The 22,364-nt window shown below is 59.0% G+C and carries 15 protein-coding genes, 3 tRNA genes and 1 pseudogene; 2 read left to right on the top strand and 17 right to left on the bottom strand.

The annotated features are described in order from the left end of the window. The first annotated feature begins 211 nt into the window (after positions 1-211). Positions 212-1,120 (top strand): LysR substrate-binding domain-containing protein, encoded by a 909-nt coding sequence (locus LIX93_RS17635; RefSeq protein ID WP_226505317.1) that lies wholly within the window; start codon positions 212-214, stop codon positions 1,118-1,120. A 55-nt stretch (positions 1,121-1,175) separates the two neighbouring features. Here the strand turns inward: LIX93_RS17635 and LIX93_RS17630 are convergent. Next, positions 1,176-1,469, bottom strand: a pseudogene (locus LIX93_RS17630) (methyl-accepting chemotaxis protein); the annotation flags it as partial. A gap of 108 nt (positions 1,470-1,577) precedes the next feature. Next, complete coding sequence (locus LIX93_RS17625; protein WP_060400440.1) at positions 1,578-3,155, bottom strand: sensor domain-containing diguanylate cyclase; 1,578 nt, start codon at positions 3,153-3,155, stop codon at positions 1,578-1,580. A 142-nt stretch (positions 3,156-3,297) separates the two neighbouring features. Between LIX93_RS17625 and LIX93_RS17620 the strand changes: the two genes are divergently transcribed. Then, positions 3,298-4,448 (top strand): IS3-like element ISPsy29 family transposase gene (locus tag LIX93_RS17620; RefSeq protein WP_226505316.1). Its coding sequence is split into 2 segments (ribosomal slippage): positions 3,298-3,532 and positions 3,532-4,448, totalling 1,152 coding nucleotides; the frame shifts between segments, so codons are not numbered across the junction. A gap of 73 nt (positions 4,449-4,521) precedes the next feature. Here the strand turns inward: LIX93_RS17620 and LIX93_RS17615 are convergent. The 15 genes from LIX93_RS17615 to truA all read right to left on the bottom strand — a co-directional run bounded on the left by LIX93_RS17615 (position 4,522) and on the right by truA (position 22,278). Further along, complete coding sequence (locus LIX93_RS17615; protein ID WP_226505315.1) at positions 4,522-8,574, bottom strand: hypothetical protein; 4,053 nt, start codon at positions 8,572-8,574, stop codon at positions 4,522-4,524. Beyond that, positions 8,561-10,879, bottom strand: a complete 2,319-nt coding sequence (locus LIX93_RS17610; protein ID WP_054092852.1) for a hypothetical protein — start codon at positions 10,877-10,879, stop codon at positions 8,561-8,563. Before LIX93_RS17610 ends, LIX93_RS17615 begins: the two co-directional genes overlap by 14 nt. Before the next feature lie 457 nt (positions 10,880-11,336). Then, positions 11,337-12,650, bottom strand: a complete 1,314-nt coding sequence (locus LIX93_RS17605) for an integrase arm-type DNA-binding domain-containing protein (protein ID WP_226505314.1) — start codon at positions 12,648-12,650, stop codon at positions 11,337-11,339. A 233-nt stretch (positions 12,651-12,883) separates the two neighbouring features. Then, a tRNA-Asp gene (locus tag LIX93_RS17600) sits at positions 12,884-12,960 on the bottom strand. A gap of 95 nt (positions 12,961-13,055) precedes the next feature. Continuing rightward, positions 13,056-13,132, bottom strand: a tRNA-Asp gene (locus LIX93_RS17595). 59 nt (positions 13,133-13,191) lie between these two features. Next, positions 13,192-13,267, bottom strand: a tRNA-Val gene (locus LIX93_RS17590). Between the two features lie 84 nt (positions 13,268-13,351). Then, positions 13,352-14,128, bottom strand: a complete 777-nt coding sequence (locus LIX93_RS17585) for an SDR family oxidoreductase (RefSeq protein ID WP_226505313.1) — start codon at positions 14,126-14,128, stop codon at positions 13,352-13,354. Beyond that, positions 14,125-15,336 carry an O-succinylhomoserine sulfhydrylase gene (locus tag LIX93_RS17580; protein ID WP_226505312.1) on the bottom strand — a complete coding sequence of 404 codons (1,212 nt, stop codon included), beginning with the start codon at positions 15,334-15,336 and terminating at the stop codon, positions 14,125-14,127. The genes LIX93_RS17585 and LIX93_RS17580 overlap by 4 nt, the downstream gene beginning before the upstream one ends. Before the next feature lie 11 nt (positions 15,337-15,347). Continuing rightward, on the bottom strand, positions 15,348-16,853 hold the full coding sequence (purF, locus tag LIX93_RS17575; protein ID WP_226505311.1) for an amidophosphoribosyltransferase: 1,506 nt from the start codon (positions 16,851-16,853) through the stop codon (positions 15,348-15,350). A gap of 41 nt (positions 16,854-16,894) precedes the next feature. After that, the gene (locus tag LIX93_RS17570; protein ID WP_226505310.1) at positions 16,895-17,455 is read right to left on the bottom strand and encodes a CvpA family protein; all 561 of its coding nucleotides are present in this window, start codon (positions 17,453-17,455) and stop codon (positions 16,895-16,897) included. 195 nt (positions 17,456-17,650) lie between these two features. After that, positions 17,651-18,367 (bottom strand): SPOR domain-containing protein, encoded by a 717-nt coding sequence (locus tag LIX93_RS17565; RefSeq protein ID WP_226505309.1) that lies wholly within the window; start codon positions 18,365-18,367, stop codon positions 17,651-17,653. Next, positions 18,351-19,658 (bottom strand): bifunctional tetrahydrofolate synthase/dihydrofolate synthase, encoded by a 1,308-nt coding sequence (gene folC, locus LIX93_RS17560; protein ID WP_226505308.1) that lies wholly within the window; start codon positions 19,656-19,658, stop codon positions 18,351-18,353. The genes LIX93_RS17565 and folC overlap by 17 nt, the downstream gene beginning before the upstream one ends. Next, a complete protein-coding gene (accD, locus tag LIX93_RS17555) occupies positions 19,655-20,575 on the bottom strand; it encodes an acetyl-CoA carboxylase, carboxyltransferase subunit beta (protein ID WP_226505307.1) in 921 nt (306 codons plus the stop codon). Before accD ends, folC begins: the two co-directional genes overlap by 4 nt. A gap of 131 nt (positions 20,576-20,706) precedes the next feature. Then, entirely contained in the window at positions 20,707-21,363 is a 657-nt protein-coding gene (locus tag LIX93_RS17550) for a phosphoribosylanthranilate isomerase (protein WP_226505306.1), read from the bottom strand. A gap of 60 nt (positions 21,364-21,423) precedes the next feature. Then, a complete protein-coding gene (truA, locus tag LIX93_RS17545) occupies positions 21,424-22,278 on the bottom strand; it encodes a tRNA pseudouridine(38-40) synthase TruA (RefSeq protein WP_226505305.1) in 855 nt (284 codons plus the stop codon). Positions 22,279-22,364 lie beyond the last annotated feature (86 nt).

Raw genomic sequence — 22,364 nt, 5'->3', positions numbered from 1 at the left:
GGGCCAATACCTTGATTTCCACTGACTGCTCCTGGGTCAACATCTCGGCAGCTCAAAGCCACCATGATCGCCCAGGGGGTCAAAATTGAGTTGGCGTTAGGGGGTCAGTTTTACATTGGCGGTGACATCCAGTATGTGTTCCGCTCATATTGCCCACCGTCGCAGGTGTGTTACAAACGAGTTCTCAGGTCTGGATGCATAACGGCTGATTATGAATAAGCTTAGGAAGACATTGCCTCCGCTGACCAGTTTGCTGCCTTTTGAAGCGGCTGCCCGGCTGGAAAGCTTCTCGAAGGCCGCTGATGAGTTGCACATCACCCAGGCCGCCATCAGCCGGCAAATCCGCGGTCTTGAAGAAGATCTCGGCTTGAAGCTCTTTATCCGCCGTAATCGAGCTGTCTTTTTGACGGAGGAAGGACGGGAGTTTGGAGGAGTGGTGAGCGCGGCATTGGGAAGTATCAGCGACGGTGCTGTGGCGCTTCGAAAAACACATCGCAAAAATCGTGTCGTTTTACTTTGCCAATTATGTGAAGCCTTTTATTGGATGATGCCTCGCCTCTCCACGTTCCAAGATCAATATGCGGGAATCGAGGTTCAAGTAGTGACATCGACGCGGCCTATTACCGAATTCAATGACCACTTCGATGTTGCCCTGCAAAGCACCGGACGCGCTAGCGGCTCGTATGCTCTAGTATTTACGGCTGCCGACGAAGTCTTCCCAGTGTGCAGCCCGAGCTACCTTGCGACTGGCAAGTTGCTGAGCCTTGAAGAGCTTCGTCCGCGCAATCTTTTGCACTATCGCTCTACGCCCCCAGACTTCATGGCTTGGGAAGACTGGTTGCAGGCGTTTGGAAATACGATGGCAGATCATCCGCGAGGTACGGTGTTTGATAGCTACCCGCTGATGCTTCAGGCGGAAGTCGCGGGGCATGGCATTGCATTAGGATGGCGTCGAACTGCCGGAAAACTTATTGAAGAGGGTGCTTTGATGCAACCCTGCGCAGAAAGCGTTCCTTTGCCCCATGCAATTTCTGTTTATAAAAAAAATAGCGGAGATGAACGGATCGAAGTGCACGCGCTACTGGAGTGGCTCCAAGAACAGTTGCTCATGAAGATCTGACCACCTTCCAGAGCACTGGATACTTCAGCTTGGACAAGGTGCCTTCGGCAGACGCTTACGTCTGGCTGGCACCCGCGGCGCTCTGAGTTGCCAACTCGCGAATACTGACGAGATTGCGGTCAACCTCGCGCGCAACATGCGACTGCTCCTCAGAGGCCGTGGCGATCATGAGATTACGCTCGTTGATCTGAACAATGGCGCTGGCTATTTGATCCAGCGAGGTACTGGCCTCCTGGGCGACGCCAAGTGATTCGGTCGCTAGGTCTCTGCTCGTATTCATCGCCTTCACGGCCAGATCAGAATCGTTCTGAATGTCAGCGATCATCTGCTCGATTTCCTGGGTCGATAGGCACCCTGCGCCACCATGAAGCATGGTTGGCAGCGCCAAGGCCGATGCTCCTGCATCTGACCTGGATGGCAATAGGTTGCACACAGAGATGCAGCGGATCGGCCTCAATCAGCAGTAGCCTGTATCTTGAACGATCTGGGATATGAACTGTTTTCTTGTGGTATCGGCCATTGAGCGACTCTCGACGCAGTTGCGACCTCTGGTCTTAGCACAATAAAGAAGTCGATCTGCTTCCTTCAGCACAGCTGTATAGCCCTCCTTCTCGGTTGCATTGATCGCCACCACGCCGGAACTGATTGTTACGTTCCCCACTGGACTGCCGGAGTGCTCTATAAGTGCGTTTTCAATGCGTAACCTGACTTTTTCTGCAACGCTCAAAGCACCCGCTAAATCTGTTTCAGCTAGCAGGATCACGAACTCTTCACCGCCATACCGTGCCGCTAGATCTCCAGCCCGGTTGATGCAGCTACCGATGATCCCTGCCACCTGGCGCAGGCAGTCGTCCCCCCGCAGATGGCCGTAGCGGTCGTTGTATTGCTTGAACCAGTCGATATCCAACAAAATTATCGCGATGACTGATTTATTTCGAGACGCTCGTCCCCACTCTTTTTGCAACGTAGCGTCAAAGCAACGTCGATTGGCCAGATGCGTCAGACTGTCGGTCTGAGCGATTATCTCAAGTTCGGTTCGGGCGATGCTCAGCTCACTTTCCGCAGTGATCAAGTGCTGGATTTGCCTGTACAACAAGAGACCCAGCAAAGCCAAAGATAAAGTGATCATAGCCACCATAGCCATGGATCGATACGCATAGGCCCACCAGGGGGCGAATACATGCTGGCAGGACACGCCGGCAGCAGCGACGATGGGCAACCCAGAAACCCGCCGATAGGCATAAATCCTTTCCACGCCATCCACTACAGACTTGATCACAGCGGTACCGCTATCGCTGTATGGGAGGTAACTGGTGAAAAGATCCCCTTTGGCGACATTGGTCGTCATGATTGCGGTTAACGTCGGTCGCCGAGCCAGCAAGTCGCCATTGTTCAGCGCAAGGAAAATAACGCCCTTGTCGTCCACATCCATGCGCTTGAAGAATGATTGGAAATAGGCAACGGGCACAGTCGCTAACGCCACACCTGCAAACGTACCGTCGGCAGCATTGATGCGTCGACTGATAGGGATAACCATCTCCCCTGTACTGCGACTCTCGACAATGGAACCGACGTGAATGGACTCATCGGCGTTATCGCGGTGATACGCGAAGTACGCGCGGTCGTTGTTGTTTTTTACCTGTATACCTTGGGAAAAGGAATTGGCGACCCAGTTGCCTTGGGCATCGTAGATGAAAAGCCCTTGAATACCGTCCACATTCACCACATCCTGGGCCATCAATTTCGCCAGTCGAGCTTGCTGAGCCCCCTCTACACCATCGTGCTCCACGCGCTCCACGAGATGACGCAACGTATTATCAGCCTGTCGTAACGTATCCTGAGCTTGCTGCTCGGCGGCAAGAACGATGTTTGATACCGAAATTTTGGCGGTCGCGACACGCTCGCGCTTGGACTGGTTCATTTGCCACGCTGTAGCCAACATCAGCGATAGACAAACCAGAGCAATGAAGCCAATCAGTGCTCTGGTAAGCATGGTAGGCGCGAGCCTGGTGGAGGTAGAGTAAAAATGCTTCATAGAGGTCGTCATCAAATTGGCTTATGAACGCTCTATGCAGCTTTCGTACCTTTTTTGTGAGACTGGCTAAACAGCAAGTTTGAATCGCCCCGGGTTTCGTAGACACCTCCATGCCTTAAACTGAGGCCAATCAGGAGGTGCCATGAGCAACCCACGTTATCCCGAAGAATTCAAAATCCAAGCGGTCAATCAAGTGACCGAAAAGAAGCTGCCTGTCGCTGATGTGGCGGCGCGTCTTGGCGTGTCGACGCATAGCCTCTATGCCTGGATAAAGCGCTACAGCAAACCTCAGGGAGAACGGCAGCAAGACGATGATCAGCACGCTGAACTGCGTCGTCTGCGAGCGGAACTCAAGCGGGTCACTGAAGAGCGAGACATCTTAAAAAAGGCCGCCGCGTACTTTGCCAAGGAGTGCGGCTGAAGTACGCCTTTATCAAGCAGCGCGCGGGCGACTATTCCATTCGACGGCTTTGCCTGACGCTGAAAGTCCATCCCAGTGGTTATTACGCTTGGTTGTCTGAGCCGCAATCTGCACGCGCTAAAGACGACCAGCGATTGCTGGGTTTGATCAAGCACTCGTGGCTGGAGAGCGGCGGAGTTTATGGCTATCGCAAAATCCATGACGACCTGCGCGAGGTCGGTGAAGATTGTGGTCGGCATCGTGTGGCGAGGTTGATGCGTCTTGAAGGTCTGCGCTCTCAGACAGGGTATCGACGTCGCCCTGGAAAGTACGGCGGTAAGCCAGCGGTTGCCTCACCCAATTTGCTGAAGCGCCAGTTCGATGTCGTGGAACCCAACAAGGTTTGGGTCACCGACATCACCTACATTCGTACGTATGAAGGCTGGCTGTATTTGGCGGTGGTGCTGGATCTGTTTTCTCGTCAGGTCGTTGGCTGGTCAATGAAGTCGCAGATGACCAGTGATTTGGCCATTGATGCGTTATTGATGGCGGTTTGGAGGCGAAAACCGAAACAAGAGGTGATGGTTCACTCCGACCAGGGCAGCCAGTACAGCAGCTCCGATTGGCGCAGTTTTTTGAAGGCAAACAATTTGGTTGCCAGCATGAGCCGCCGAGGCAATTGTCATGACAACGCCGTGGCTGAGAGCTTTTTCCAGCTTCTGAAACGGGAACGAATCAAGCGGAAAATCTACACCTCACGGCAAGATGCTCGTAGTGATGTGTTCGATTACATCGAGATGTTCTACAACCCAAAACGCCGCCATGGTTTCAACAATCAGCTGTCACCGGTAGAGTTTGAAAAACGTTACGCAATGAGCTTGCAAGGTGTCTAGAGAATCCGGGGCGATTCAGACTTCAGGTGGGTGATCAGCTAGCAAGCTTGTGCTTGCCGATTCACTGCGCTGGTCAAGGAACGACAATGCGATCTCCAAGCCGCTTTCGTACGGCTTCTCTCAACTGGACTTTGCCGAGATCGTCGAGAATTGAGGCTGAAAGAGGTTCGGAAGCCATCAACAATTGACGTCCAGGATGATCCGGTTCAAGCAGATCGAGGATTCGATCGGCAGTCGTACGATCACCCCTGGCCATAGCGTTGGCGCCAACCAGCAGCAGAGCGCGTCGCTTGTTCGAGTTGGCGACCCGCTCAAAGAGTTTAAGGGCATTTTCCGCGGAAGCATGGGCCCCGACGAGATGAGCCGCTGACGCGGCAAGGATTGGCGGCGTACTCAGCAGAAACGCGGATGTCAGATGCGCGACAATGCTAGGGTCTACGAAATCGGCGTCGGCCAGGGCTTCGATGGCGTCGAGACGTATCCAACGGGCTTCCGGAATATTGACGAGGTTCAATATTTTCTGCTGGATTCTCGCACTGCAGCAATTCGCTGCGACGATCAGGGCATTTCGGCTAAGCGCGCGGTCGAGCGTTGTGGTGGCAAGATCGAGAAGAGTATTGCCGATTGCATCGGATAAGGGACCGTTCACTGCAAGGGCAACGACCGCCTCTTGCGCAATATCAAAGCTCTCGGGCTCGTCGTAGTGCGGTTCGGCGCTCGACCAAGTGTCATGTATCAGAAACAACAGCGTTTTGAGGTGATCCGGGTGCGGCCGTTCGGCAAGCAGGGCGACTAAGGCGCGGCGAACGCGGCTTCCAGGATCGGATGCCATTGCGAGGATTGCAGGCGGCAAGGGGTCCGGGAATGTCGGCGCCAGATGTAACAGCGCCGTACGGCGCGCATCGGCGCGCTGGTGGCGAAGCGCAGCCTCAACAAGGACGGTATCGCCAATCGCAATCGCCGCCTCGGTCGCACTGACGGCATGCTCTGTACGGCTGGCAACGGTCAGCCACTGGATGATCGCTGGCGAGGCGTCGCCACCGCTTGCGATGATGACCGGCACGACAAGGTCGAGCGCATCCGCATCGAGTTGCGAGGCACAAGCCGTCAGGAATAAGAGCGTCTGACCTTGAACCTTACGAGCTTTCCGCTTCCTAGTCGGGAGCGCTTTGTAGATTTCCTTTAGTTCCCTTGGAAGCGCGTCCGTAATCAGACTTAGTGTGGCCGCGGGGCTGTCTTTTCCGAGTTGTCGGCAGGCGCGCTGCATGGCAGTTAGCAGGGTGACTTGTCGATCAGGCTGTCCACTATTCACCTGGAATGCGGCGACCAAGGAATTTGGTGCGACTTTCAAAGCTGTGGACGCAAGCTCGTCAAGCAGATCCACCTCGGAGGGGACTGAGCTAATCCGCGCCGTAAGCGTAGGTTCCAGCGCTTCGCGCCAGTGCTCTCGCGCTGCCGTCCAAACATTTGACTCCTCATCCATACCATTGCCCGCTACAAGAATGGCTCGAAGCTCGCCTTCACCCACCGGTCCGGGGGAGGCTGAGAGCGCCTGCGCCCAGGCACGGACCAATTCCGCTACGCGCGGATGGTTGGCAAGAACCAGCCAGCGACCCTCTACGCGAAGTTGGCGGATGTAGGCATCGATGAAGACACCGGATGTGTAACCGTCGCCTTCATGGCTCGACTGCGCGGCCTCTTCAGCGGCATGGTCACGTTCGCCATCCTCAATTGCACGCCATTCCTCTCGGCCACTCTTAGCGTATTGACGGTGGATGCTCGCACAGTCATCCAACGCAGCCTGCACTATCCTCTCGAATCCCGCTAGATCACGCACGGCGCCGGCCGCGACAGCGTTAGCGTTAAGCTCGAAGCCGTGGCCGACCATCTCGTGCGCGGCGTCAAGATAGGCGGTGGTCAGGTTGTGGGCGAAGCGATCGAGCCGCTTAGCGAAGTCCGCTCCGTAGTCCCCTCGGTCGAAGCCAAGCTCCTCACGAATAAATCGCGCGGCGACTTTGGACCCGATGGGGCTCGCGGACACAGTGTCGTACCAGGCATCGTCAAAGATCGGCGGCTGCCAGTTACGGGTGAAGAAGGAAGCCCCCCGCTGTGTACCTTTCAACAGCCATCGCGCCACGCGACTTGGTATCGAGGCATCGCTACCCACCTCGGACGCTAGCTCCAGCAATGGCGCAAACTTGGAGCCGGGGTCCATGAGGCTTTCGTCCAGCCAGGCATCGATCGCTTCCTGGCTGTCGGAGTCAATTGCGAAGGTTTGGTCAACGTCCTGTCGGCAAGCGAACGTGCGAGCAACTTCATAAACTCGTGCTGCCGTTTCCATGCCCCAGTTGCGATGCGTTGACGGCAGCTGAACGAGCGCGGCGATCAGGGTCTCGATCGCAAACTCGCTCTGCCCCCAGTTGCTGCTTGCGAAGGCCTCAAAGCCTTGGCGGACGCTCGGGTGAGCGAAGGCGATCGTGCGGGCGGGCTGCCGCAGATGGCGGGCGGCGACCATACGGTCTACGAGGCGATCCAGGCCATCGCCTAGTGCTCGATCAAGTCCACGTAGGGCGCGTTGAAGAGCGTGAAGTTGGCCACGGTCGAACTGGCCACGCGCCGCCAGCAGCGCCCAAACGATGGCTGAGGTTCCGCAAGTGTCGATGGATGATAGAGCTCTGACGACGACACCTTCCACCGCATCGCGCTGCGCCAACTCGAGCAACCGGCGAAAGAAGATATGGTCTTCTTCCCCGGCATCGGGGCCGGTTTGCATGTGGGCGAAATACAGCTCTATCTCGAGCGGCGTACCAAGTTTGTCTAGCACTTGATTGCGAAACGCGTACGCCGTGGTTTGCAGAGCGGCCGGTAGCTGATCCATGCGATTGTCATGAATGTCGCGGAGTTGACCATCCCGATACTGGCCGGCATCCAACTCGACTGACCAGGTGTTGAGACTCACCCCGACCTTGGCGCTCTGCATCATGTCGCTGCGGGACGTGATAACGAACTGGTGATCCGGCGTGGCCTTGGCGAGTAGGCGCGGTAGCTGCTCGGTCCATGCTTCGCTGCCCCCGCGAAGGCTAAATTGGCCCCACGGGTCATCGACATAGAAGAGTGTCGATCCGTTGTTAACGACCTTACGCGCGCTGGTCGGCGAATCGTCCGCGCCGATCGTAACGACTTCCAACGCACCATCGCGCCGTCGCGCGATATCGCATAGCTTGAGCGCCGCTTGCGTCTTGCCCGTACCTGAAGGGCCCATAATCACGACTGCACTCTTGTCGTTTAGGATTCTGAGCATCTCATCGAAGTTCGCAGGCGCCACGAAATGCTCGAGGCTGGCAGAGCTGGCCAGGAACCCGCCGTGCGTCCTTACCGTCGCGAGAAGATCGTCGCTCGTCCATAGACCAGGCGTGCTGCCTCGGGTCCTCCGCTTGGCTTCGAGACGCAGCTTTGCAATCAGATTTGGCTGCTCGACCTTCGGGACATGCAGCAGGTCCGACATCAGTTCCCGGATATCGGATGCCAGCTGCTTTTCGGTGAGCTTGCCCCAGATCGCGACGCGACCTTCGGGCGAAGCTTTCAGTGTGGCATGAAGGCTCGGAGGGAAGCTTACCTTGTCGGATACCTCTTCGAAGCCTTCGACCAGCAGGTTACGCGCGACACCCTTGGTGTCGGCATTGGTCACGAGCAGATAGCGGGTGTTCGGATCGTCGAGATGATGCAGTGCTTTTCGGCGTCCACCTTTTTTGTCGGAACCGTGCTTGAGCAGATCCTCGAAATCTTCGACCGACCAGGGCTCGCCGTTGTCCATTTTGACTTGGATAACAAGCTTATATCCGCCAGAGACAGCCGCACTGGGTTGTACGCGTCCTGGCACGTTGGGCTCCAGATCCGCCTCCAGATCTTCCTCGTTTGCCGGTTCCAGCACCAGGCGCGTAGCCGCTTTGGAAATGAGGAGGAGTTGCAGGGCTGCGAGGATCGAGACGTCTAGCTGATAGTCGAAGCCGGCTTGAGCGGCGGCCGCGCCCCGCAGGGGACGCCTTGCATCCGCGCTATAGGAGAAGGATGTGTCCGACGCGTCGGACTGCGATTGCTTGATGTCTCGACTATTATTTATCGACATCGTCGAACACCGAGCGCTTTGTCACTACGGGGGTGGAAGGCGGAGCTTCCTCCTTCTTTTGCGTCACGATGTGCGTCCAATCCGCTTCGTCTTCAGAGCTTTCATCATGCTGGCGCTTGCGCTCTTCAAGCGCCTCGACTGAGCGTTTCACGTGATCTCGCGCGTCGTCGATCAAAGCCGTGGCGTCCGCGTCGACACCAATCGTCTCAATGCGATCAAGCACGCCGAGAAGCTTTTTAAAATGGCTGTCAGGCTCTTCGTCCAAGTCAGCGTCGGCGGCGATCTCATCGATCCTCTCTTCGAGCGACGGCAGCACAGTTGTCCGCAGCGCCAAGCCCACACCGATAAGCCTTAGCGGCGGTATGATCGCTAACATCTGTGGCTCGTCGAAGAAGGAGACGTCGAGACCGTTGAGCACGGCAGATTCCAGCCTGTCGGCTACCTCAGAGCGCAGATCGTTAGGCAAGACGCTGAGGTGATGAGCACGTGCATAGGTGGCGATCCGGGGATCGTTGCTAGTTAGATCAGATTGCCAGCAGGACCGTCGAAGTAGATTGGGAAATTGCTCGACGGCTTTGACGAACACGGCCTCGCTCGAACGATAGGAGAGGAAGTGGAACAGCATCCAATTGCGGTGCAATTCGTCGGGCGTGCGGCCAAGTCGTGCGACCAGAGCGTCGTCGAGGGCTGTCTGGATGACAAGCGCATCTCGAATGAGCGGCGAGCCCTCGCACGTGAAACTGCTGAGAATGGTGTCGATAGTCGCGCCTCGTATGAGCGCCGCCATCATATGGGGCTTCTGGCGCAGAATCTCCGTTAGGGCGTCGGAGATCGTCGGATGGGCGAAGGTCCATTTTGATCCGGAAAGCTTCAGGAACGAGCCCTTCAGCTCAGCGAAACAATCCTGAATCTTACTGAGAGTGTACCCAGTCAGCTCGGCGACCGCCTGTGCGGCCGAAGCGTCATGATCGTTAGGATCGAATCCGGCCTGATGGACATACACAAGGATGAGCGCGGCCTGCAGTTGATCATCTAAGGCGTTGACGGTATCAATCAGATGCTCTGTCGGCTCCTCCATAAAGCGTACGAGTGAGCTTTCGCGGGGCGCTAGGCCCTTGGTGAAGTTTGGGTCCCCGAGACGTTCGGCGATCCCTGGGAGAAAATCGCGAACCGCAGCGACAGCGGTTAGATGCGGTTTGATGCTCGATCGCCAGCTCTGGCTCTGCTCACCGAAATTCACATGATTATAGAGAATCTGCGTCTTCTCTTCGAACGTCAACTCGCCGACATCCACCACCGCGCTACCGTCTGCGAATTGGGCAAGGTTGCGCTGCCCGAGCCGGCGCCGCGCCGCTTCATAGATATGTTTTCGGGAAGTTAGAAGAAATCGATTGCCATGTTTGATCGCGGCCCGCAGCTTGGAGAAGGCAGACGTCCAATCCTGCACATAGTCGTCGCGTAGCACATTGGAGCCGAAGGCATCGTCGATCCAGAAGAAGCGTCCCGGATCATTAGGATTCCAACCCGCCTCAAAGTCGCGCGGGCTGGTCAAAGCAAGTACCGTGTTGTCTGGATTCTCCGACGCTATGGTCGACACGATGGCGCCAATCGCCGATTTACCGCTAGAGGGATTACCGAGTAGCAACACTACGCCGTGCTCAGCGATCGCGTTGACTGCATCGCGATGAGCCTGTGTAGGTACATAGGTGCGAAGCTTTGGAATCCAGCTGTCAAGCAACGCCCGGCTCTGCTCGCTGAGCCGCTCATCTACGATCGATGTGAGGTCGCCTAGGCCGTAGACCTGCGGAACGAGGGCCCGGAGGCGCGCGCTGCTCCTGATAACACGGACGATATACTGACGACCGAGAATGTGCGGCTTACGCACGCCAAGCGCGCGGAGTTTGGCACGCATTGCGGATGCGACGGGCGCATCTACGCTCATGTTCGTCATGAAGGCGTAGGTCTCTGCTTGACCGGCTTTGACCAGTTCCTCGACATGAGCAATCTCGGCGGTGAGATCACTGAGCTTCAACGCCTTTGCGGCATCGGACGTATGCTTGCATTGCACGGTTCCGATCAGCAGGGCGTCGTTTTCTGCAGAAATGAGGAAGACCGCATCCTGACCGCCGTCTTGAGCTTCGCGAAAGATTTCCACGGGCCGGCCAAGCACGACCTCGCATACCTGGGAGCATAGATCCTGAAATGCGCGCCAACCGATGGTGTGAAGCGCTAGATCGCTCCAAGGGCCGTTTGCTCTACGTTCGGCCAGCACAGAAGACTTGATTAACACAGTCTCGCCCTTCATGCAGTGGCAACAACACGTGGAACGCCGACCGGCGCAGGAGGGATCTTCGCATCTGTGAGGTCGCAATTTGCACCCAAATCAAGACGGTATTTGTATTTATAGAAGCAGCGCTTTGCCACCTCTGTAGCTGACGGCAGACAATAAGGAGGATCCAAGGAAAGCCTAGCACCGCACATCAGTAGGAGGCTGGCGGCGTTCATTGAGGCTAGTAGTCGAGTGATTGTCTCAGGCGTCAAGCAAACCCCCACGGAGAAATATCTCGCCTACCTGATTCAGCTGCGATTTCGTCGATCCAGTTGATCCAATTAGTAGCACTCACCGTTGTTCCTCACTTTGGCTTTCTCAAAGCCCTTCTTCCCTGATCAGTGATCGAAGGAGTCATGCCGCAATGCGTCACTCCCTAGTCTCCTCAAATCTATCCTGTCCGACCTTGATCGCATAGCCTGACTTCGGACTGCTAATCAGCAGCCACCCGCTTCACGCTCAGAAAATCCGTTGAAGGTCGCCCGATTTGCGGCATGTAAGCTTCAGGCGCAGGGAGCGGAACGCCGACCTCTAGGGCATCTAATAAGTCCGCCCAGTATTGCATCATCCTACGTCTCGGCTCGACGTATTCTGCATGATTGTATGCAGCCCGAATTTGGTTGTTATCAGCGTGTGAAAGCTGCGCCTCAATCCACTCTTCTACAAAGCCAACCTCGTTGAGCGCCGTTGAGATGGTGGCCCTGATGCCATGACCGGTGAGCCTTCCTTTGTAACCCATCCGGCTGATCGCGGTGTTAAGGGTATTTTCACTGATCATTTCCTGCGGTTCGTATCGGTGAACCAGCAGATACCGCGCACCGCGCGCCCTTAACTGCACCAGCCGCCGCACAATTGCAATTGCTTGAATAGACAGTGGGATCACATAAGGTGGGATCTCATTCCCCTGTGTTCGAACACGACTCCGGAGTTGCTTCACACCCTCCGGCGGTACCAGCCAAATCCCCTTGTCGAGATCGAATTGGTCTGGGGTCGCCGCCCGCAGCTCTCCTGTACGCACCCCTGTCAGCAGCAATAGCCGAATACCAAGCCGTGTCGCTTCTGCACACCCATAGTGGGTAACGGTCCTGAGCAGTCCTGGAAGTTCATTTACCTGGAGGAAGGGATTATGGCGAACTGGCCGCGGCGTCTCGGCAACGATATCAAGATCTGCTGCTGGGTTCACATCAACGAGCCCTTCCGCCATGGCAAAACGAAAGATCTGGTTGAGCCAGGTGCGTACCTTTCGAGCAGAAACCAGCGCCCCTCTGCGCTCAATTCGCCTAATGAGCTCCAGCACGTCACCACGAGAAATATCTGAGATCGGAAGATTGCCCAAACACGGCAGCATGTCCTTCTTCAGGTATTTACTGGCTTGCCCTGCACTGCCCTTCTTACTTTTCGTCAGCTTTTTACTTCGGAACTCATGCCAGCGACCAGCAACCGCTTCAAACGTGTTGTTGGCGGTGTGAGAGGCTTTTTGGCGCTCGGCGCGACGATGTGAGCGGGGATCGATATTGTTGGCCACCAGCGCACGTGCAGCCTCTCTCCGCTGGCGAGCCTCCTTGAGGCTAACGTCAGGATAGGTGCCGAGGGAAATGCGCAATTGCTTGTCATGCCAATAGAAACGGAAATGCCAGCGTTTCGAACCCGTCGTAGGCACTTGCAGAGATAAGCCATCCCCATCAGTTAACGTATAAGGCTTGCTGGCGGGCTTGGCTTGCTTGATCGCTGTATCTGTCAGAGCCATCAGACACCTCCTTTTGGATCAAGGAGGGGAATACAACCCAGCGGTAGACGCACCAATACGAAAATTGATGCGCAAGGAATCGTAAAAGGCTGTGCCAGCGGTGTACTTAAATGTGTACTTAAAAACCGTGGCTGGAGATGGATTCCAGTGGAATTCAGAAAACGAAAAAAGCGGCTCAAGGCCGCTATTTCCGTAGCTTCCAGGCGTTCAGTGGGCCTTAGTGGAAGCAAATATGGCGCAGCGGACGGGACTCGAACCCGCGACCCCCGGCGTGACAGGCCGGTATTCTAACCGACTGAACTACCGCTGCGTATCGCTCGGACTTGCGTCCGTTTGAACCTGTGTGACTCCAAGGCTTCGGTGCCTTTGAATCGCCAACCGGATAAATCCAGCTGGTACATAAAATGGCGCAGTGGACGGGACTCGAACCCGCGACCCCCGGCGTGACAGGCCGGTATTCTAACCGACTGAACTACCACTGCGCGTCGGTGCTTCTTCTGAAGCGGTACAACCCATATTGCGATGCTGCTTTCTCACGAAGTGGTGGGTGATGACGGGATCGAACCGCCGACCCTCTGCTTGTAAGGCAGATGCTCTCCCGGCTGAGCTAATCACCCTTTGCTTCGCTGAGGCCGCGAAATTTACGCACCTAGCGATGCTAAGTCAATACTCTGATTGAAGTTTTTCTAAAAAAACCTTTTTCAGGGCTGATAGATCATCTTGCGCGACATGCCACCGTCGACGACAAATTCCTGCCCAGTGACAAAACCGGCCTGACGCGACAGCAGCCATGCGACCATCCCGGCAACGTCCTCGACCGTGCCCACACGCCCCGTCGGGTGCTGCGCGTGATCACTGTCGCTGAGAGGCTCGGCACGCCTTACCACGGCATCCCGGGCGTCGATCCAGCCAGGGCTCACGGCATTGACGCGAATCTCCGGCCCCAGGCTGATGGCCAGCGCGTGGGTGAGTGCCACCAGTCCGCCCTTGCTCGCCGCGTAGGCCTCGGTATCAGGCTCCGATTGCCGCGCGCGGGTGGACGTCAGGTTGACGATCGCCCCACACCGCGCCCGCAGATACGGCGCGCAGTGTTTGGCCAAGAGCATCGGGCCGCCGAGGTTGACCGCCATGATGCGGTTCCAATGGGCGATATCCAGGGATTCGAGGGTGGTGTTGTGCGGATCGGCGATGGCCGCGTTGCACACCAGCGCATCCAGGCGCCCGAACTGGCCCAGCACCTGGGCGACGCCTGCGGCCACCTGGGCCTCGTCGGCGACGTCCATGGCGATGAACAAGGCATTCTCGCCCAGCGCCTGGGCGACCTTGGGGCCGCGCACACGGTCAAGGTCGGTGAGCACCACTTGCCATTGCTCGCTGATCAGCCAGGCAGCGATGCCCAGGCCGATACCGCGTGCCGCGCCCGTCACCAACGCGACGCGGCCATTGTGACCGCGCTCGGCGGGAGCGAAATCGATCACAGCGCAGCCAGGCCGCGGGCCAGATCGGCTTGCAGGTCGGCGACGTCCTCCAGCCCCACGGCGACCCGGATCAGGCTGTCACGGATGCCGGCGGCTTCACGTTCCTGCGGCGACAAGCGGCCGTGGGAAGTGGTGGCAGGGTGAGTGATGGTGGTCTTGCTGTCACCCAGGTTGGCGGTGATCGAGATCAACCGTGTGGCGTCGATGAAGCGCCACGCGCCCGCCTTGCCACCCTTGACCTCGAAACTCACCACGCCGCCAAAACCTTTGGTCTGGCGCTTGGCCAGTTCGTGCTGCGGATGGCTCGGCAAGCCCGAGTAGTGGACCTTCTCGATACCGTCCTGCTGTTCCAGCCACTCGGCCAGCGTCTGCGCGTTGGCGCAATGCTGACGCATGCGCAGGCTCAGGGTCTCGAGGCCCTTGAGGAAGATCCAGGCGTTGAACGGGCTTAGCGAAGCGCCCGCGGTACGGACCACGCCGACCATTTCTTTCATGTGCTCGGCACGACCGGCGACCACACCGCCCATGCAACGGCCCTGGCCATCGATGAACTTGGTGGCCGAGTGCACGACGATATCGGCGCCCAGCTTCAGCGGCTGCTGCAAGGCCGGCGTGCTGAAGCAGTTGTCGACGACCAGCAGCGTGCCTTTGGCGTGGGCGATATCGGCCAGAGCGGCGATGTCCACCAGTTCGGCCAAGGGGTTTGAAGGCGACTCGACGAAGAGGAACTTGGTGTTGGGCTTGATAGCCTTTTCCCAGCCTTCGAGATTGACCAGCGGCACGTAGTCGATCTCGATGCCGAAGCGCTTGAAGTACTTGTCGAACAGGCTGATGGTCGAGCCGAACACGCTTTGCGAAATCAGCACGTGATCGCCAGCGCTGCACAGGCCCATGGCGATGGCGGTGATCGCCGCCATGCCGGTGGAGAAGCCCACTGCCTGCTCGGCGCCTTCCAGAGCCGCCATGCGCTCTTCGAACGAGCGCACGGTGGGGTTGGTGTAGCGCGAATAGACGTTGCCCGGCACTTCACCGGCAAAACGCGCGGCGGCGTCGGCAGCCGTGCGGAAAACGTAGCTGGAGGTGAAGAACAGCGGATCGCTATGCTCCCCTTCCGGCGTGCGGTGCTGGCCGGCGCGCACTGCGAGGGTGTCGAACGAGACGCCCTCCAGATCACTGTCCAGCCGACCTGCGTCCCATTCCTGTGTCATGCAACGACTCCTTAGTTGTTGTACAGATCGATGATCGCGCTCACAGCTTGGGTCTTGACCTTGGAAGAATCGTTGCGCGCCTGCTCGATCTTGTGCAGGTAATGCGCATCGATGTCACCGGTCACGTACTTGCCGTCGAACACCGCGCAATCGAAATTGTCGATCTTGACCTTGCCACCGCCGACCGCGTCGATCAGGTCTGGCAGGTCCTGGTAGATGAGCCAGTCGGCGCCGATCAGGTCAGCGACGTCCTGGGTGCTGCGATTGTGCGCGATGAGTTCGTGCGCACTCGGCATGTCGATGCCGTAGACGTTCGGGTAGCGTACCGCCGGAGCGGCCGAGCAGAAGTAGACATTCTTGGCGCCAGCTTCGCGGGCCATCTGGATGATCTGCTTGCAGGTGGTGCCGCGCACGATGGAGTCGTCCACCAGCATCACGTTCTTACCGCGAAATTCCAGCTCGATGGCGTTGAGCTTCTGGCGTACGGATTTTTTCCGCGCGGCCTGGCCCGGCATGATGAAGGTCCGGCCGATGTAGCGGTTCTTGACGAAACCTTCGCGGAACTTGACGCCCAAGTGGTTGGCCAGTTCGAGCGCGGCCGTACGGCTGGTGTCCGGGATAGGGATGACGACATCGATGTCGTGCTCGGGACGCTCGCGCAGGATCTTCTCGGCCAGCTTCTCGCCCATGCGCAGACGCGCCTTGTACACCGAGATGCCGTCGATGATCGAGTCCGGACGCGCCAGATAGACGTGTTCGAAGATGCACGGCGCGTACTGCGGGTTGGGCGCGCACTGACGGGTATAGAGTTTGCCGTCTTCAGTGATGTACACCGCTTCACCGGGTGCCAGATCGCGGATCAGGGTGAAACCAAGCACGTCCAGCGAGACGCTTTCGGAGGCGATCATGTACTCGACGCCTTCGTCGGTATGACGCTGGCCGAAGACGATCGGGCGTATCGCATGCGGGTCGCGGAAACCGACGATGCCGTAACCGGTGATCATCGCGACCACGGCGTAACCGCCCTTGCAGCGCTTGTGCACGTCGGTGACGGCAGCGAACACGTCTTCTTCGGTGGGCTGCAGTTTGCCGCGCACCGCCAGTTCATGGGCGAAAACGTTGAGCAGGACTTCGGAATCGGAGTTGGTGTTGACGTGACGCAGATCCGACTCGTAGATCTCCTTGGCCAGCTGCTCGACGTTGGTCAGGTTGCCGTTGTGCGCCAGGGTGATGCCGTATGGCGAGTTGACGTAGAACGGCTGCGCTTCGGCGGATGTCGAGCTGCCAGCCGTTGGATAGCGCACGTGGCCGATGCCCATGGCGCCGACCAGACGCTGCATGTGGCGCTGCTGGAAGACGTCGCGCACCAGGCCGTTGTCCTTGCGCAGGAACAGCTTGCCATCGTGACTGGTTACAATACCGGCAGCGTCCTGGCCCCGATGCTGGAGAACGGTTAAGGCGTCATACAGCGCCTGATTGACGTTCGACTTGCCGACGATACCGACGATGCCACACATGCGACCCAACCCCTACGTAGTGAATCTGAACTGAACAACCCTTACTGCCCTTTGGTGACGGCCGGCAAGAGGTGATCCTTGAACGGAAGATCAACTGGTGAGCTGATTCCGCTGGCGAGCCACTGGCTGGTCATCCCCAGAATGAGGTTTTTCGACCAGTCGGCGACCAATAAAAACTTGGGCAGCAACTGCGATTGTTGCCACCATGGATCCTGTTGTACCGGGCCCAGGCTCAACAGCCCGGCCGCGACCACGACCAGCAGGCCCCCGCGCGCCGCGCCGAAGACCATGCCCAGAAAACGGTCGGTCCCGGACAGGCCGGTGACACGAACCAGTTCGCTGATCAGATAGTTGACCATCGCCCCGACAATCAGCGTGGCGACGAAAAGAATGGCGCACCCGGCAATCACACGGGCTGAAGGCGTCTGGATATAGGGCTCGAAATACTGAGCCAGACCGCCACCGAACATCCATGCCACCGCACCGGCGATGATCCACGTGACCAGCGACAGGGCCTCTTTGACGAAGCCTCGGCTCAGACTGATCAACGCGGAGATGGCGATTATCGCAATAATCGCCCAATCGACGTAGGTAAATGGCACGGTGCAGTCCGCAGACGGTTAAGGCGGCGCATTTTAGCAGAGCGGCGGCGTTGCGGTAAGCGGGGAATGTTAAGAGCGGCGATTTAGCGCGTCTATCGATATCAAGGGGCGCGGCTGCCGACCCCTTAGCGGGCAGACCCCGCAACCACATTGGAATGCTTACCCCTGTGAGAGCAGGCTCTGCCCACGAAGCTTTTAGCCGCGCTCGGGCTCGAAGCGCACCACGAAGCCCTTGAGGCTCTGCTGGCGATTGAGCGTATCGCGCAGGCGCTCGGCCTCGGCGCGGTCGACCAATGGCCCGACGTACACACGGTTCTTGCCATCGGCCGAACGCACATAGGCGTTATAGCCCTGGGTGCGCAGGGTCTTTTGGAGATTGTCGGCGCCGTCGCGCGAGGACAGGCTCGCCAACTGCACCGACCAGCTAATGGGCAGGCCATTGGGGTCGATCTTGGTCGGCGCCTGAGAGGGGGCTGCCGCTGGCTTGGCGGCCGTGGCCACTGCCGGTGCCGGCGTGGCTGCAGGCTTGCTCGGCGCAGCGCCGCCGATCGGCATGCTTGGCTTGCTGGCCGTGGCGGGCGCTACGACGGTCGGCTTCGGCACATTGGGTGGCGCATTGACGGGGGCATTCTGGTTGGCAGCAGGCGGCAGCGGTGCGCTGGTCTGCTCCTCGGCGATGTCGGCGTCTTCCGGTATCGGTTCCTGGGCGACGGGTTGCTGCTGCGGCACCTGCACCGGTTGCACCTGCACCTGTGGCTGCACCGGGGCCTTGGGCGCGGCCGGCGCATCGACACGCACTTCGCGCATTTCGTCCTGACGCGAAAACAGCATCGGCAGGAAGATCACCGCCAGGGCGATCAACACCAGCGCGCCCACCATCCGTTGCTTGAACGTGTTATCCAGTAGAGCCATGCTCACCTACCTCCAGGGCGTTGCGCTCAAGCCATTGCAAGGCCTCGCCAACACAGAAAAATGATCCGAACAGGAGGATTTCGTCCTCGCCAGTCGCACGCTCGCACTGAGCCTGCAACGCGTGAGCGACACTGCCATAGGACGCTGCCGACGCGCCAAGGTTCTGCAATGCTTCCTGCAATTGCGCAGCGGTGCGGCTGCGCGGCGTCGGCAAGGGCGTGACCGCCCAGTTCTGCACCACGCCGACCAAAGGCGCGAGCACGCCGTCGAGATCCTTGTCGGTCAGCAAACCGAACACGGCCAGGCGCTGGCCAGCAGGCGCGCGCGCTGCCAGGCGACGGCCCAGATACTCGGCGGCATGGGGATTGTGACCGACATCGAGCAGCACATTGATGCGCTTGCCCTGCCACTGATAAGCACGGCGATCCAGGCGCCCGGTCACTCGGGTACGCAGCAATGCGGCGGTCAGCTGTGTGGCGTCCCAGGGCAGGCCTGTGAGGCAATAGGCCTGCAACGCCAATGCGGCGTTTTCCATGGGCAGGTCAAGCAGCGGCAGGTCGAGCAGTTCGACCCGCGCGCCCTCCCCGTCCAGCCCCGACCAGGCCCAGCTATCGCTACCGATGCGCACATCGTATTGACGACCGCAGATAAACGCCGGGCAGCTCAGTTGCGCGATCTTGTCGAGCAAGGGTTGCGGCGGATCGATATCACCGCAGAGGGCTGGGCGGCCTTGGCGCAGGATACCGGCCTTCTCGAACGCCACCGATTCACGGCTGTCGCCCAGCCAGTCACTGTGGTCGATGCCGATACTGGTGATCAGCGACAGGTCGGCGTCGATCAGATTGACCGCATCCAGCCGCCCGCCCAAGCCCACTTCCAGCACCACGGCGTCCAGCGCCGCACGGGCGAACAGCCAGAACGCCGCCAGGGTGCCCATTTCGAAGTAGGTCAGGGAGATGTCGCCACGGGCCGCTTCGATGGCAGCAAAGGCTTCGCACAGTGCCTGGTCGGTCGCTTCGGTGCCGTCGATCTGTACCCGCTCGTTGTAGCGAATCAAGTGCGGCGAGCTATAGACCCCGACCCGCAGCCCCTGGGCCCGCAGCAGCGAAGCCAGAAACGCACAGGTCGAGCCCTTGCCGTTGGTGCCCGTGACGGTGATCACCCGCGGTGCCAAGGCGCCGAGCTGCAATCGATCAAGCACGTGCTGCGAACGCTCCAGGCCCATGTCGATGGCCGAAGGGTGCAGCTGCTCGAGATAGGCGAGCCATTCGCCCAGGCCACGCTGGATCATACGTTAGCAGGCACCGGCGGTACGACGATCGGTTCGATAGGCGCGGCGACGTAGACCGGAGTCGGCAGGCCCATCATCTGTGCCAGCAGGCTGCCCAGGCGTGGGCGCAGTTCCTGACGGTGAACGATCATGTCGATGGCGCCGTGCTCCAGCAGGAATTCGCTGCGCTGGAAGCCTTCGGGCAGTTTTTCCCGCACGGTCTGTTCGATCACGCGCGGGCCAGCGAAGCCGATCAGGGCTTTCGGCTCACCGACGATCACATCGCCGAGCATCGCCAGGCTGGCGGAAACGCCGCCGTAGACCGGGTCGGTCAATACCGAGATGAACGGAATGCCTTCTTCGCGCAGGCGCGCCAGCACGGCGGAGGTCTTGGCCATCTGCATCAGCGAGATCAGCGCTTCCTGCATGCGTGCACCGCCGGAGGCGGCGAAGCAGATCATCGGGCAGCGATTTTCCAACGCATAGTTGGCAGCACGTACGAAACGCTCGCCAACGATGGCGCCCATGGAACCGCCCATGAACGAGAATTCAAAGGCACTGCACACCACTGGCATGCCCAGCAGCGTACCGCTCATGGAGATGAGGGCGTCTTTTTCGCCGGTCTGCTTTTGCGCGGCGATCAGGCGGTCCTTGTACTTCTTGCCGTCGCGAAACTTCAAGCGGTCGACCGGCTCCAGATCGGCACCCAGCTCGTTACGGCCGTCGGCGTCGAGGAAGATATCCAGGCGTGCACGCGCGCCGATGCGCATGTGGTGGTTGCACTTGGGGCAAACGTCCAGGGTCTTTTCCAGCTCCGGACGATACAGCACCGCTTCGCAGGACGGGCACTTGTGCCACAGGCCTTCAGGAACCGAGCTCTTTTTCACCTCGGACCGCATGATCGAAGGGATCAGTTTGTCTACCAACCAGTTGCTCATGCTTGCTTTTCTCCAGTACCGGGGGACCGAACGTCTGGCGTTTCGAGGTCCCGCGTATGCCCTTGAGCGTATTCATGTGTGTTGCGAATTCAGTGCAGCGTAAATTCCGCCGCGAAACAGGTGGACGGCGGCTACTGGCCAGCCGTCACACTCTTTTCCCTGTGGGAGTGGGCGCCCTTTACTGCAGCCATGAAGGCCTCGATCTTGTCGTGATCCTTGATGCCCTTCGCAGCCTCCACCCCGCCGCTGACATCCACCGCATAAGGTTTGACCCGAGCGATCGCCTCACCGACGTTAGCCGCCGAGAGTCCCCCCGCCAGGATGATCGGCTTGCTCAGGTGCTCGGGTACCAGCGACCAGTCGAACGCCTCACCCGTGCCGCCGGGCACGCCCGCCACGAAGGTGTCGAGCAAAATGCCCTGCGCGCCACGGTACAGCTTGCAGGCGGCCTCCAGATCATCCCCCGGGCGCACCCGCAGCGCCTTGATCCAGGGGCGATGATAGCCCTCGCAATCGGCCGGGGTTTCATCGCCATGGAACTGCAGCAGATCGAGCGGCACCACCTCGAGGATTTCGTTGAGCTCGCAGCGGCTGGCGTTGACGAACAGGCCCACCGTGGTCACGAAGGGCGGCAGCGCAGCGACGATCTCGCGCGCCTGCACCGCCGTGACCGCCCGCGGGCTCTTGGCGTAGAACACCAGACCAATGGCGTCGGCGCCGGCCTCGGCAGCGGCCAGTGCATCCTCTATGCGGGTAATACCGCAGATTTTGCTGCGAACGGCGGACATATCCAAACAACCTCGTCGCACGGGTAAAGTCCCGGATGGTAGCAAATGCCGAGGGCAGCGTCAGCCCGGGAGTGTTTCGAAGCCCGTCAGGAAGTGCGGGCCGATGTAGCGCTCCGGCAGCGGGAAGCAGTCGTGGTACTCCACTTGCACCAGATAAAGGCCAAACGGATGCGCCGTGACCCCACCGGTACGGCGGATGCGGCTTTCCAGCACTTCTCGCGCCCAGTCGACCGGGCGCTCGCCGGCACCGATGGTCATCAGCACCCCGGCGATGTTGCGCACCATGTGATGCAGGAAGGCGTTGGCGCGAATATCGATGACGATCATCTTGCCGTGCTGGGTGACCCGCAGGTGGTGGACCTTCTTGATAGGCGATTTGGCCTGGCACTGACCGGCACGAAAGGCGCTGAAGTCATGGCTGCCGACCAGGGCCTCGGCAGCTTCGGCCATGCGCGTCACGTCGAGGGGGCGGTGGTTCCAGGTGATCTCTTCATTCAGATGCGCCGGGCGGATCTGGTCGTTGTAGATCACATAGCGATATCGCCGGGCGATGGCCTTGAAGCGCGCATGGAAATCCGCCGGCATGACCCGCGCCCAGCTGACGCTGACGTCGTGGGGCAAATTGATGTTGGCGCCCATCACCCAGGCCTTGAGGCTGCGCTCGGCCTGGGTGTCGAAATGCACCACTTGGCCACAGGCATGCACCCCAGCGTCGGTACGCCCGGCGCACATCAAGGAGACCGGCGAGTCGGCGACCTTGGACAGCGCCTTCTCGAGGGTTTCCTGCACGGTTTTCACGCCTGAGGCCTGGCGCTGCCAGCCGCTGTAGCGCGAGCCTTTGTATTCCACGCCAAGCGCGATTCTGAAAAAGCCGTCAGCCGCCCGTTCGGCGGCTGAGTTGTCGATGAATTCCACGGGGGTTACAGCCTGTCGATTGCTTGATGGCGGGGATTATACGGCTTATCCATGATCACGACAGAACCCTGTGTAACGCGCTCTGC

The sequence above is a fragment of the Pseudomonas sp. MWU16-30317 genome (assembly GCF_020515695.1).
GTDB lineage: Bacteria > Pseudomonadota > Gammaproteobacteria > Pseudomonadales > Pseudomonadaceae > Aquipseudomonas.
This window is presented reverse-complemented; position numbering and strand designations above follow the sequence as displayed.

Bases quoted from the DNA above. Each gene is read 5' to 3' on its own strand.
- LIX93_RS17635 (WP_226505317.1), top strand. From the start codon at position 212: ATGAATAAGCTTAGGAAGACATTGCCTCCGCTGACCAGTTTGCTGCCT.
- LIX93_RS17610 (WP_054092852.1), bottom strand. From the start codon at position 10,879: ATGAAGGGCGAGACTGTGTTAATCAAGTCTTCTGTGCTGGCCGAACGT.
- accD (WP_226505307.1), bottom strand. From the start codon at position 20,575: ATGAGCAACTGGTTGGTAGACAAACTGATCCCTTCGATCATGCGGTCC.
- folC (WP_226505308.1), bottom strand. From the start codon at position 19,658: ATGATCCAGCGTGGCCTGGGCGAATGGCTCGCCTATCTCGAGCAGCTG.
- LIX93_RS17550 (WP_226505306.1), bottom strand. From the start codon at position 21,363: ATGTCCGCCGTTCGCAGCAAAATCTGCGGTATTACCCGCATAGAGGAT.
- LIX93_RS17605 (WP_226505314.1), bottom strand. From the start codon at position 12,650: ATGGCTCTGACAGATACAGCGATCAAGCAAGCCAAGCCCGCCAGCAAG.
- purF (WP_226505311.1), bottom strand. From the start codon at position 16,853: ATGTGTGGCATCGTCGGTATCGTCGGCAAGTCGAACGTCAATCAGGCG.
- LIX93_RS17565 (WP_226505309.1), bottom strand. From the start codon at position 18,367: ATGGCTCTACTGGATAACACGTTCAAGCAACGGATGGTGGGCGCGCTG.
- LIX93_RS17615 (WP_226505315.1), bottom strand. From the start codon at position 8,574: ATGTCGATAAATAATAGTCGAGACATCAAGCAATCGCAGTCCGACGCG.
- LIX93_RS17580 (WP_226505312.1), bottom strand. From the start codon at position 15,336: ATGACACAGGAATGGGACGCAGGTCGGCTGGACAGTGATCTGGAGGGC.
- LIX93_RS17625 (WP_060400440.1), bottom strand. From the start codon at position 3,155: ATGAAGCATTTTTACTCTACCTCCACCAGGCTCGCGCCTACCATGCTT.